The organism is Lactiplantibacillus pingfangensis, assembly GCF_005404945.1.
GTDB lineage: Bacteria > Bacillota > Bacilli > Lactobacillales > Lactobacillaceae > Lactiplantibacillus > Lactiplantibacillus pingfangensis.
The window spans coordinates 44,670-56,829 of the sequence record NZ_BJDG01000002.1 but is presented as its reverse complement, the minus strand read 5'-3'; the positions used below and the strand labels follow the sequence as shown (position 1 = coordinate 56,829).

General features: G+C 45.2%; 11 protein-coding genes. 1 reads left to right on the top strand and 10 read right to left on the bottom strand.

The annotated features are described in order from the left end of the window. The first annotated feature begins 59 nt into the window (after nt 1-59). Entirely contained in the window at nt 60-542 is a 483-nt protein-coding gene (locus FFM74_RS00680; protein ID WP_137606483.1) for a universal stress protein, read from the top strand. A gap of 98 nt (nt 543-640) precedes the next feature. On the opposite strand, the gene FFM74_RS00675 is transcribed toward FFM74_RS00680, so the two are convergent. The 10 genes from FFM74_RS00675 to FFM74_RS00630 all read right to left on the bottom strand — a co-directional run bounded on the left by FFM74_RS00675 (nt 641) and on the right by FFM74_RS00630 (nt 12,024). Then, on the bottom strand, nt 641-1,213 hold the full coding sequence (locus FFM74_RS00675) for an SdpI family protein (RefSeq protein ID WP_137624734.1): 573 nt from the start codon (nt 1,211-1,213) through the stop codon (nt 641-643). Between the two features lie 67 nt (nt 1,214-1,280). After that, the gene (locus FFM74_RS00670; protein WP_137624733.1) at nt 1,281-2,177 is read right to left on the bottom strand and encodes a helix-turn-helix transcriptional regulator; all 897 of its coding nucleotides are present in this window, start codon (nt 2,175-2,177) and stop codon (nt 1,281-1,283) included. Between the two features lie 455 nt (nt 2,178-2,632). Further along, nucleotides 2,633-4,183 (bottom strand): glycerophosphodiester phosphodiesterase family protein, encoded by a 1,551-nt coding sequence (locus FFM74_RS00665; RefSeq protein ID WP_137624732.1) that lies wholly within the window; start codon nt 4,181-4,183, stop codon nt 2,633-2,635. Nucleotides 4,184-4,262: 79 nt separating this feature from the next. Beyond that, nucleotides 4,263-5,375, bottom strand: coding sequence for a D-alanine--D-alanine ligase family protein (locus FFM74_RS00660; RefSeq protein WP_137624731.1), 1,113 nt, complete (start codon nt 5,373-5,375; stop codon nt 4,263-4,265). Nucleotides 5,376-5,474: 99 nt separating this feature from the next. Then, nucleotides 5,475-6,503: a zinc-binding alcohol dehydrogenase family protein gene (locus FFM74_RS00655; RefSeq protein WP_137624730.1), complete on the bottom strand. Its 1,029-nt coding sequence runs from the start codon at nt 6,501-6,503 to the stop codon at nt 5,475-5,477. Nucleotides 6,504-6,523: 20 nt separating this feature from the next. Beyond that, entirely contained in the window at nt 6,524-7,498 is a 975-nt protein-coding gene (locus FFM74_RS00650; protein WP_137624729.1) for a DUF2785 domain-containing protein, read from the bottom strand. An 865-nt stretch (nt 7,499-8,363) separates the two neighbouring features. After that, complete coding sequence (locus FFM74_RS00645) at nt 8,364-9,287, bottom strand: L-lactate dehydrogenase (RefSeq protein WP_137624728.1); 924 nt, start codon at nt 9,285-9,287, stop codon at nt 8,364-8,366. 137 nt (nt 9,288-9,424) lie between these two features. Continuing rightward, nucleotides 9,425-10,252, bottom strand: coding sequence for a MetQ/NlpA family ABC transporter substrate-binding protein (locus FFM74_RS00640; protein ID WP_137624727.1), 828 nt, complete (start codon nt 10,250-10,252; stop codon nt 9,425-9,427). 55 nt (nt 10,253-10,307) lie between these two features. Beyond that, on the bottom strand, nt 10,308-11,000 hold the full coding sequence (locus FFM74_RS00635) for a methionine ABC transporter permease (protein ID WP_137624726.1): 693 nt from the start codon (nt 10,998-11,000) through the stop codon (nt 10,308-10,310). Further along, entirely contained in the window at nt 10,993-12,024 is a 1,032-nt protein-coding gene (locus FFM74_RS00630) for a methionine ABC transporter ATP-binding protein (protein WP_137624725.1), read from the bottom strand. Before FFM74_RS00630 ends, FFM74_RS00635 begins: the two co-directional genes overlap by 8 nt. Nucleotides 12,025-12,160 lie beyond the last annotated feature (136 nt).

Genomic DNA, 12,160 nt, shown 5'->3' with positions numbered 1-12,160 from the left:
TTTTTATTTTTTACGAAAACCTTTACAATATAAGTATAAAGTATTGAGGGGTGAGAATGATGTTACAACAATACCAACATATCTTAGTTCCCGTAGATGGGTCTTATGAAGCGGAATTAGCATTTAAAAAGGCGGTCGCTGTTGCCAAGCGTAACGGTCCTAAAGCGTCAGTTCACATGGTGCACGTGGTTGATACCCGGGCATTCCAGAACATTTCTAGTTTTGACACGACCATGGTTGAGCAAGTTACCGATACTGCTCAAAAGACATTAGACAAATATGTCGAAGAAGCAAAGTCGGAAGGCTTGGATAACGTCGATTATTCCATCGAATACGGCGCACCAAAGACGATCATCGCACGCGATGTGCCTAAAGATTTGGGCATTGACCTAATTATGATTGGTGCCACTGGGCTAAACGCGGTTGAACGGCTCTTAATCGGTTCTGTCACAGAATATGTGACTCGAATGGCAGTTTGTGATGTTCTCGTTGTTCGGACTGATTTGGAAAACAAACCAGCACCTAAACCAAAGAAAAAGTAATTAATTGATTCATAAAAAGGCATCATGATGGCTTTCAGTTGAAAGTACCGTCATGATGCCTTTTTATTTTTGCTAAAAGTTAGCCTAGCTCAGCCCTGTCACACGGTTCGCCGCGACAACCAATAAGCGTACACCAACGCAATCCCACAACTGATTAAACCTGGCATAATCACCAGTACCATCCCAACAGCCGGTTGCCAAGCACTGAGGCCAATCCCGACTAGGCCACTGCCATACAACAGCCAGCCACCTAACCGATTTGTTTGATGCCAAACTGCCTCGGAAGCATAGGTCCAGCTGACACGAATTCCAAGTACGCCGTTACGTGGCGCATCAACACATAGAATGCCTGCGAAACTGAATACAAATCCAAGCCCGATCTCATTCGCCTGCGTCACTGTAAACCAGCTGGGTACGAACATTAACGCGATACCGTAACCTAACCAACCTAACATCCAATGCCAAATGACTTTGCTTGGTTGCCAGTGAAAATTTTCACTCAATAGGAATGGTGCAACCAGAGAAAGTAAATAAGCCGCAGTAATCACCATCAACAACTGCTGGTTAAGCTGAACCGGTACTGACCAGCGGCGCCACACGCCCCAAAGCCAGATCAAAATCAAACTGTTGATCACCCCGACTGAAAAAGCGGGTCCCCATTGTTTTAGCATTTCAAATCCCCCTAACAAACACAAAACACCCAGTTGCTTTCACGCAATACTGGATGTCATTTTTTAATTAAGCTTCATTGGCCACTTGCAAAGGTGCAATGTGATATTCAGCCATTTCTTTAGTAATTTTCTGAGTGAGCTTTTCATTATGTGTCACTAAGCTCAACGCGTAAGCGACGTAGTAGTGATCATGCGCCGAAGCCACATTATTTAAGACCACTTCGTTGGCCGCCTTTTGCGCGTACAGCCGATCTAACAAGTACAATGACTGGCTTTCTTGTGCCTTCTTCAAGGCCAAATCAATTAACTCCAACGCTTCCTCTGGGAAATTGATTTTCGCATAAAGTTGCGCCGCGGAGGCATAAATCAAAATTTCATTTTGTAAATAATCATCATCGCCAATTGGCATCGCTTGGGCATCCATCGTATGGAGCGTTGCGACGGCTTGCTTGACGAAGATTTCTGCCTTGTCATAGGACTGCTTACGTTCGTAGGCTAGTCCAGTGCCTAATGTTGCCAAAATGGCAAACATATCATGACTCGACTTCACAAATTGGTTCAATAACATCCCAAAATTAAAAATGGCTTCATCAGGATTGTCATTCAACACTAATTGGATATAGCCCTCATAGTAATAGTATTGTTTCTTGTCGGTATTACTCCGGAGCTGTTTTGGTCGAATCTTAGTAAAGACATCATTAGCCGCTTCCAACTGATCATGTCGAATCAAAGAATCAATTTTTTTGAAGGTGCGATATAACTGATCATCATTTTCCACGATCACATCAGACAAACGAATTCCTAATCGATTACAAATTTTCATCATAATTTTCATGCTAGGAATCTTGCTTTTTTTCTCAATTAAGCTAATCGTTGCTTGGGTACAAATACCCTCCGCCAATTCTTTTTGCGACATGCCTTTACGCTTCCGGAATTGCCGAACTTTCTCTCCCAATATTCTCATCTTAAACCCCTCTTTTGTCTACTGCCTCAACCTAACACTAATTTAATCACCGTTAGCCCCGACCCCACTCGCAAGCCCAACGTCGCTAACATCTAATCAATCCTCAAGTTTCGATTAAATAATCAGTTGTCCACAGTCAAATTGGACAATACCAATTACGCATATTATTATATTCAGATAAGTGATAATACGCAAGAAATAAGAGTAATTCTTATTTAATATTAAGTTATACTAGGGTTAATGTCCCAGTTCACTTAATAATTATCCAGCTTTCTGATTAGTTATCACAACTAATTTACGCATAGTTAACTCAGTCACCGGACTAATGAAACCGATTCAAACTAGAATTTAACAGTGTTTATAATTATTAACCTATCCCATCAAAAAAGACTATTCTGCCGTCTTTTAAAAGCACTCGCTATTTCTTAATCTTCTCATTTTAACCACAGTCGCTATCATAAACTAATTACCCAATTAATAAGCTGGTAAAAATAATAGTGCGGTGCTTGGTTTTGCAATCGGCGCAGCCGTCCCGGTTGATTCGTGATGATCCCCGTTGGACCAAGTGCTGAGAGCCGCTGTAGCTGCATCGGCCGATCAACAGTCCACAGATAGACCGCTTTATGCTCACGTTTCGCCGTTGCAAGTTGTTCTCGAGTAACGGTCAATGCTTGTAACGAGTAGAAATTCGCCACGTTGGGCGTGAACGCGGTTAAATAAAATGGTGTGATATAACCGACACGCAACTGCCGGGTCCGTTGCTTTAGCCGGACGAGCACTTGATAATCTAGCGAGTGGATCGCGCCACCACCGGCGGCAATCTTGGCCGCATACTGGTCCGCAAATGGCGAAATCAACTGAACGGCATCACCGACAGCCTTGATCTCGACCAACAAAGGCTGTTTCAATTTTTGTGCCGCACGCATGTATTGGTTAAAGGTGCTCAATTCGCCACGTTGCCCATGCTCTCTTAACGGCAAGCCTGCCAGTTGTTGTAAGCGATAAGCCTGCACCGGACCCGGCTTATCGGCTAAATTTTGTAAGGTCGGATCGTGCATGACGACCCAGTGGCGATCAGCGGTCGGTTGAATGTCCATTTCGACATAGGCCGGGGTTGTCGCCTGTACCGTCCTTTTAAGGGCGCTCGTGGTATTTTGCACACCATCGTCACCATTGACACCCCGATGCGCAATAATGGCTGTTGTGGCCGTTGGGGGCGTTTGTAGCCACCACCTCGCACCGCCGATTGTCACAATTATCAGCCCAGTGATTAAATAACGACTCAGTTTGGTAGGCCTTGTCATCGGCAGCTTAAACCAGCCGGCCCACCAACTGGCCAAAATGACCCAGGCCAGCCCTTGCAAACTCGCCACACTTAAAATAGCGACAATGCGGCCAAGTTCAACGTTGCCATTTTCCAGCCCACCAGTCACCAAAATTAAGACCAGCGCCAGCATTAGCCAACCAATGACCCAGCCAACTAACCTAACCAACTTACGACATACTGGCCACCACCGTTGCCGCCAACCTTGTCGCCACCAGTCCCGCCATCCGGTAGGCGCCTGAAGCTGATTGCGCCACGCCGGTAGCCATTTGAGTGACCCTAGCCATAACAGTCCCCAAATCGGGACCACCCACGGTAACCAATCATAACGGGTCATGAAAAGCGTATTTTGAAACTCGGCCGGCAACTGAATACTGGCTTGCAGTGTGGCTAAATACCCACCCCAGCCAAAGGGTAACCAAATTAATCCCAGAATCAATTGACCAAGCCAGATAAAACCTCGTTGACGCCAAGACCAGGCTTGTGCACTCGTCCGTTCCGCCAAGATCGGCAACCAAAAACTTAATCCGAGTAGGCCAAGTAAACTAACCCAGCCGCCAAATTGCAGACCTAACCATTTCACCATTAACGCCCAAAAGAAGCCACTCACCCACCAAAAACTCAACGGGCCACTAAGTTGATTGTTGCCCCGTTTTAGCCCAATCAAAATTTTCGTCACCATCGCCCTCGTTTCCCCAATATGTAAAAAACGGTCGCGATGAAATCACTTTCACCTCGACCGTTTCAAGCGTTTAACTGAACTATTCTGCGTCCAACGCCACGAAATCATAATGAATCTCAGATTGACGTTTGAATTCGTCAAAACCAAGTTGAATCAGACGATCGATTAAATCAGTATAACCAATCCCTGAAACTTCCATCAATTTTGGATACAAGCTAATGTTAGTGAATCCAGGCAAGGTGTTGATTTCACCCAAATAAGGTTCGCCATCTTCAGAGACCAAAAAGTCCACACGTGCCATACCCTTCAAGCCCAAAGCTTTGAAAGCCCCTAATGACATGTCTTGAATTCGTTTTGTCAAATCAGCAGGTAAGTCAACCGGTAATTCAAACGTGACACCACTAGCATCCACGAACTTATTATTATAATCATAGAACGTGTCGCTCTTAGGCACGTCGATGGCCCCCAGCTTGGAAGCCACGGCATCTTCGTTCCCTAAAATTGAGCATTCCACTTCGCGTGGATGATCAATGGATTCTTCAACTAAGATCTTGTAATCATATTTGAAGGCATCCGCTAACCCGTCTAAATAGTCTTGTTCATTTTCAGCTTTGTGAATCCCAACCGAGGAGCCTTGGTTGGCTGGCTTGATAAACAAGTGCGCACCCACATGTTCTGTCAAATACGCATAAGTCATCTGTTCCCGATTTTCAGGTGTGACAACCACGTACTTCGTATTTTGAATATGGTGATGCGTCAAGATTTGCTTCGTAATGTCCTTATCAAAACTTGCTGCGGAGGCTAAGACGCCACTGCCAACATAAGGCTTTTTCAATAACTTGAATAACCCTTGTAAAGTGCCATCTTCACCCAAGTTGCCATGCACAACTGGATAGAAAATATCAATGTCCTTGGCCGCTGCCAAATTCTTGATTGGCGCCAATGGATCACTCATATCCAGCTTAGGCAGTTCTTCTGCCACGACTTTATCTTCTGGTTCACCATCAAAGATCCGACGCGTTGCCGCATCACTTAAGATAATCCCATTCTTGGTAATCAAGAATAAGTCAATCTGGTACTTGTTTTTGTCCATTGCATCGTAAATATTATGAGCGGAACGCTTCGAAACGTCATGTTCAGAAGAGTTTCCGCCAAACAACATGCCAACATGGATCTTTTTTTGTGTGTCCATTTATGTTCATCCTATCAAGATTTATTTCATATTACGGCTGTCCTAATTTTACAATACCTTGTTAAAATTGGAAATAGTTTTGCAACTTTGAAACCGCTATTATGCATTAAAGGGAGCCGTTAAGACTAATTTACCTAACATTTGCCCCGTTTCAACGCTAGCATGGGCCGCTTTTAAGGTCGCGGCACTAATGCCGTCAATCACTTTTTTCGTCGTTGGTTGCAAAATGCCATCATCTGCCAACTGGGCCATCTTCGCCAAAATCATGCCTTGGGTCGCCATTTCTGGCAACTGATAGTCGGCTTTCGTGAACATGAATTCCCAAGCAAAGTTTAAACTTTTTGCTTTTAAAAGTGCCATCGGTAATGGTTCAGCATTCGTGACCACCGCAACGATGGTGCTTAACGGCCGCATCAACGGTGCCACTATCGGTAAATACGCATCAGTGGACTGTAACAAAATTGCACTGTCCACCGTGCTAATCTGATGCGCGGCGAGTTGCGTCGCCAAATCTTGATGATAATCCAAGACAATATCAGCGCCGAGGTCTTTGACCCAAGCAGTCGTCTTAGATTGTCCGGCAGTCGTAATCACCGTCAGGCCCGCCCATTTTGCCAATTGAATCGCGACTGAACCGACACCACCAGCACCATTAACAATTAAGACTGAGTGCCCGGCATTAGCATTTTTGGCCGGTTGCCAAGCCAACTTTTCAAATAACGCTTCCCAGGCGGTCAACCCAGTCAACGGTAACCCCGCGGCGGCCGTCACCGCCCAATTTTTCGGTGCGAGTGCGGCCAAACGTTCATCGACCAGTTGATATTGGGCATTGCTGCCGGGTCGATCATTGGCACCAGCATAATAAACAACATCATCCGTCATCAGACTCGTCACCGCGTCGCCCACTGCAATCACGCGACCAACCGCATCAAAGCCTAAAATCCGCGGAATCTGCGTGGCTGGTTGCGTTTGTCGTTGTTTCGTATCAATCGGATTGACTGAAACAGCCTGAATTTCGACTAAAACGTCGCGTCCAGTCGGTTGCGCAACCTCAATCGTCACGTCCTCAAACGCCTTTTCATCACTGATTGCGTGTCCAGCATATGCGCCAACTGCTTTTGCTTGCATCACCGTAACTCCCTTTCAAACTAACCTAAGAATTCTAATTCGTCATCTAAATAATCCACAATTGACGTTGGAAAATCATCATGTAACGCCATGGCTTCCAATAACCGATTGCGATTAAACACCCGAGTCCAAGCAGCCTCACTGGCAGGTGCCGCGCCCATTGCTAAGCGCTGATGCCACTTTTTAAAGGCCCGCAACAAATAATCTGCATAGAGGTCATCTTTAGTCGTAATCAACGCCAAGTAAGTGGATAACCGCTCAGCTTCGCCAAAAATCAGTGGTGTCGTCAAGCGCTGGTAGCGTTCAATCAAACACGCTAACATCATCAATTTATCGGCCCGAGCCAACTCATTCTCATCTGCCAGTTCGTCTAACAAGTTCCCCATGTGCGTAAAGGCGTGAGCCCAACCATGATCAGCCACGAAACCACGCGTATCCCGTTCTAAGAGCAAGTAAGTCGTAAATTGTTGCACCACCTGTTCCAAGCGTGCTGCGGTCATAAAGGCCATGCCAGCGTGATCGGCGTATAACAATACCGATAAAATCAAGATTGAAAATGACCGTTGATAGACGCCATCATTTTCCGGTTGATCAATATGTGTAAATAAATGATCATCTTGCACCAACGTATCAAAAATCGTTCCTAACTGATCACTCGTCAACAATTGCTGCTGTAACGCCTCGTTGAGCAAATAGTAGCAGCCCCGATCGCGAACCAGCGCATTCGTTGAGCCCAGATGTGCCAACAATAAAGTCAATTGGTCGTCATTAATTTCGGTAAGGTTGCCAGCATCCAAGCCAGCGTGTAACTGTTTGATTAAATCTAAAACGTCGCCATCGTCCACCGCAACAACGGTTGTGGCCGGTGTCACTGGTATTTGATCAATCAAGTCGCCCAGCCGCTGTGGGAGTGATTGATACAAGTCACCAGCACGTAATTGTTGGCGTAGCTTCGTCACGTCAGCTTTTAAAGTTGCTAATTTCTGTGCTTCCATAATAACCTCGATTGCTCGTTTTTATCCTTCATTTTATCATGATTGCCAGACTTTGCACATCGCTTACACGTTAATGTATGGGGCAAATTCTCTCTAAATCCATAACCGTTAAGTCTTTCGTTCTAATTTCCGCCTGCCGGGGGCTTCGTTTGGGGCTGGAACGCCATGAACCATTTTTGAGCCAAAAAGCGGTCTCAAAAGCTGGTTTTTGACTAACCGCGGACAAACCACCGCACTAAGTCAAATGCCACGGCTGAGCCCCAAACGAAGCCCCCTCACGGCTATATCTGTGTGCTATTTTGAGTTGACCATTTAGTATTCAACTATTTCATGTGAGACCACTACTCTCTATTGGGTGTGTGGTGACTCACTTAGAAATGAAAGTGTCTTTTTGTCAACTATTTTCCTGCTGAGAAAAATTTTACACGAGCCGTATAAATTTAGCGCGTCAAGCACGACCTAAAGATCGGACAGCTACAAGTATTTATGACTACATGCCTTAGCCCAAGGATGGTTTGCAGCTTCACCTAAAAGCCGATGATCCATGTTTTTTTAGTCGCCTGTATGCTGACTGACTCTACCTGTTCCCACTATGCCAACTTAGCTGAAGGTTGGGACTGATTGTATCGGTCTTTACACCACGGACGGTCCGGGACACTTGCGCCTTTTGCAAGGGTTCCGGGCGAGGTCCGAGACGCCCCTGGCTCGGACCGGTCCCACGACCGCATGCAATCAGTCCCAACTGGAAGCGGCAGGCAAGTGTTTACTAGCAGGCCCGCTTTCAACGACTAACCTAAAAAGCCGCCCAACGAAAGCGAGCTTCGTTGAAACGACTAATTATTTGGGCTAGTAGTTTGTTTGTCGGCTATTTTGCCGCCTGTGGTAAGACATCAACCTTTGACTTGATGAATTTGGCTGACGAAGCTAATGAGTCCTGCTCTGCAGCGGTCAGTTCCAAATGAATCAGTGATTCAATCCCGTTCTTGCCAATCACGGCTGGCATCCCAACGTAGGTGCCGAAATCAGGATCAAAGGCTGATACTGGACAAGCAAGTTGTTCGTCGGCGCTGACTGCTTCCGCAAGTCGCACCCCACAAGTGGCAATCGCAAAGTTAGTGTAGTGCTTCCCTGCCATAACGGCAAAAGCGCCTTGACGGGCATCTTCTTCAAGCTGTTTCAAGTCTAAAGTTTTAAAGTTTGCAATGGGTTGACCATTGACCGCGACGGTTGACCACGCAACAAATTGTGAATTGCCGTGTTCACCGTAAACATAGCCGGCCACATTTTTACCGTTAGTGCCTAAGGCTTGGCCAACGTATTTTTGCATCCGAGCAGTGTCCAAGAACGTCCCAGTGCCAAAGACCCGGTTGCGGGCGAAGCCGGTCATGCGTTGTAAATAGTCGGTCATTACGTCACAAGGATTCATAATATCAATTAAAATGCCTTTAAAACCAGATGCCACAATTTTAGGTGCAATATCGCGAACGATCGCTTGATTAGACTCGTATTCACCAAAACGCCCCTTTGAGCTAGTCATATCAATGGCCCCGATATTCCCAGAAGCCACAATCAGCACTTCTGCATCCGCTAAGGCCGCATAATCATTCAAAATTATTTTAGTTGTGGAACCCAAGCGTGGCGACGCATCATCTAAGTCTAACTTTTGTGCGCGTGCCAAGGCTTCATCATGATCAATCAAAACTAACTCGTCAACGGTCCCATGTTGCACTAATGTGTAAGCGACTGTTGCCCCAACTTGACCTAAACCAATCACACCATATTTACGCATAACACTAACTCCATTCTGTAAATTATTTGCTAAAGTTAGCGTACCTTGCAGGGGGGCTAAAGTCAAGCGGCGCCTAGTCTCATGCGATTTTAATGTAAACAAAAAGCCAGTCATTTTCAGACTGACTTTTCACCGTTTTAGTTGGTTGAGCTAACTGGCAAAATTGCCCCTTTGTAATGATTCTTGATCCAAGTTTGGGTGCTCTTCGACCGAAGTGCCTTCATTAATTTCTTAATAGCTGGCTTATCTTTGTCACCCTTCCGAACCGCCACGATATTAGCGTATGGCGAATCGGATTTTTCAAGCGCGATGGCATCTTTGCGTGGATCTAAACCAGCTTGAACCGCATAGTTGGCATTGATGACAACGGCGTCGCCTTCATTATTCTTGTAAAATTGAGGCATTAGCTTTGCTTCGTAAGAATGCTTGAAGACTAAGTGCTTCTTATTCGTCGCGATATCACTAAAATTAGCTGACGTAATGTCGGTCCCCTTCTTCAAGGTGATCAGTCCAGCATCTTTGAACAAAGTTAAGACTCGGCCGTAGTCAGCAACATTGCTGCTAACTAAGACGGTTGCGCCGTCTTTTAAGTCTTTAAGATTTTTGACTTTCTTTGAGAAAACCCCGATTGGTTCCAAGTGAACGGCGCCTGCTGAAACTATGCTACCGTTATTCTCTTTGTTCCAGTTATCTAAAAATGGCACATGCTGGAAATAATTAGCATCCAATTCTTTAGAAGCCAAGGCCTTATTCGGCAAAACGTAATCTTGGAAAACTTTAATCTTTAAGTTAACGCCTTCCTTTTTCAATTCTGGTTGGATATGTTTTAAAATCTCAGCGTGTGGCACCGCTGAAGCCCCAACTGTAATGGTCGTCGTCTTTGAAGACGTTGACTTGCCGCATCCGACTAATAAAAAGGCCGTTGCCGCCACAGCTAATAACCCTAAAATCCGCTTTTTTCGCATACTTAATTCCTCCTAATCAAATTGTTGAACCCTTTTTTAAAATTGCCTAAACCCGTTAATTTGCGCGTTTATCGATATGCTTGACCGCAAAATCACCGATAAACTGAAAGATAAAGACGATAATCACAATAATAACTGTTGCGACTAACGTAATCGCATTGTTATTCGATTGGAACCCATCTTGGTAAGCCAAGTTACCAAGGCCCCCAGCACCAATCGCGCCAGCCATTGCGGTATAACCAATCAACGAAATCGTGGTCACGGTGATACCAGAAACTAATGCTGGCATGCTTTCAGGCAATAACACCTTGCGAATAATCTGCCAGCGGGTAGCTCCCATGGATTCTGCCGCTTCAACGACCCCATGATCAAGTTCATGAAAGGCTAACTCAACCATCCGGGCATAAAATGGCGCCGCCGAAATGATAAGTGACGGCAAGGCTGCTCTGGGACCGATAATCGTCCCGACCAATTTTTGCGTGATTGGTAATAACAAAACAATTAAAATAATAAATGGAATGGACCGAAAGACGTTGACGAATAAGGCAACCACCCAATTGAGTAATTTAGCCAATGGGTTTTGGCTGTTCGTCGTTTCGAATAATAGCAAGCCTAACGCGATGCCTAAAATTGCGACAACGATCATGGACACTAAGGTCAACCAAATCGTTTCCCAAGTAGAACTCAACATGTTACCCCAATCAACAGTTGAGAAATTAAAGTATGAGCCTAATCCCTGACTATTCACGATTCAAGACCTCCGTTTCAACGCGCATTTTTTGTAGGTAAGCTAGCGCGCCATCAAGTTGATCCTGATCACCGCTAATTTGAATATATAACGAGCCGATCGCCCCTTCTTGGGTTTGGTGAATCGCCCCTTCGATAATGTTTAAGTCTAACGTATATTGCTTCAACATTTCCGAAACGATTGGTAATTGCGCTTGATCGCCATGGAAAGTTAATTGAACGATGGTTCCTTTCGGATACTTTTCAAGCAATTGTCCCACAACCGCGGTGGTTTCGTTCAAGGATGGTGTCACTTCTTCGTTCACGAAACGTTTGGTCACAGCCTGCTTGGGTCGTTTAAAGACTTCCAAAACGGGGCCTTGTTCAACAATTTTACCGTCTTCCATGACGGCCACATGATCCGCGATCTTACGAATAACATGCATTTCATGGGTGATTAGCACAATCGTCAAATTCAATTTTTTATTGATGTCTAGTAATAAATCCAGCACTTCATCAGTGGTTTGTGGATCCAACGCACTGGTTGCTTCATCGGAAAGCAAAATCTGTGGGTCATTAGCTAACGCCCGAGCGATCCCAACCCGTTGCTTCTGGCCTCCAGATAACTCGGAAGGATACGCCGTTTCGCGACCAGTCAACCCAACTAACTCAGCCAGATGCTCCGCTTTTTTCTTGGCATCGGCTTTATTGTTACCGGCGATTTCCAATGGAAACATAATATTTTCCAAAACCGTGCGCGACCACAATAAGTTGAAATGTTGGAAAATCATGCCGATCTTATGGCGTTGTTCTCGTAACGCCGCCCCAGTTAATGCTGAAATTTCAACACCGTCAATATTAACGGCCCCACTCGTCGGCGTTTCAAGCCCATTTAACATCCGAATTAAGGTACTTTTACCCGCGCCGGAATAACCAACAATGCCATAAATATGGCCATCTTCGATTTTTAAGTTCACATCTTGAACCGCATGCACGCTGCCTTGCTTGCTATCAAATGTTTTGGTCACATCTTTAAATTCGATCAAGTCATTTCCTCCTCTTATGCCAGTGAAATTGGTCTGAACCAATTTTATTGTCTTAATCATTTATCAATCTCAATCACATTGCAAACAAAAAAGCTTCTCGTCCTATCAATTATGATCACCATCATAACCAATAGGA

Excerpts from the sequence above, each read along its gene's own strand:
- FFM74_RS00680 (WP_137606483.1), top strand. The coding sequence starts at position 60 with ATGTTACAACAATACCAACATATCTTAGTTCCCGTAGATGGGTCTTAT.
- FFM74_RS00675 (WP_137624734.1), bottom strand. The coding sequence starts at position 1,213 with ATGCTAAAACAATGGGGACCCGCTTTTTCAGTCGGGGTGATCAACAGT.
- FFM74_RS00670 (WP_137624733.1), bottom strand. The coding sequence starts at position 2,177 with ATGAGAATATTGGGAGAGAAAGTTCGGCAATTCCGGAAGCGTAAAGGC.
- FFM74_RS00665 (WP_137624732.1), bottom strand. The coding sequence starts at position 4,183 with ATGGTGACGAAAATTTTGATTGGGCTAAAACGGGGCAACAATCAACTT.
- FFM74_RS00660 (WP_137624731.1), bottom strand. The coding sequence starts at position 5,375 with ATGGACACACAAAAAAAGATCCATGTTGGCATGTTGTTTGGCGGAAAC.
- FFM74_RS00655 (WP_137624730.1), bottom strand. The coding sequence starts at position 6,503 with ATGCAAGCAAAAGCAGTTGGCGCATATGCTGGACACGCAATCAGTGAT.
- FFM74_RS00650 (WP_137624729.1), bottom strand. The coding sequence starts at position 7,498 with ATGGAAGCACAGAAATTAGCAACTTTAAAAGCTGACGTGACGAAGCTA.
- FFM74_RS00645 (WP_137624728.1), bottom strand. The coding sequence starts at position 9,287 with ATGCGTAAATATGGTGTGATTGGTTTAGGTCAAGTTGGGGCAACAGTC.
- FFM74_RS00640 (WP_137624727.1), bottom strand. The coding sequence starts at position 10,252 with ATGCGAAAAAAGCGGATTTTAGGGTTATTAGCTGTGGCGGCAACGGCC.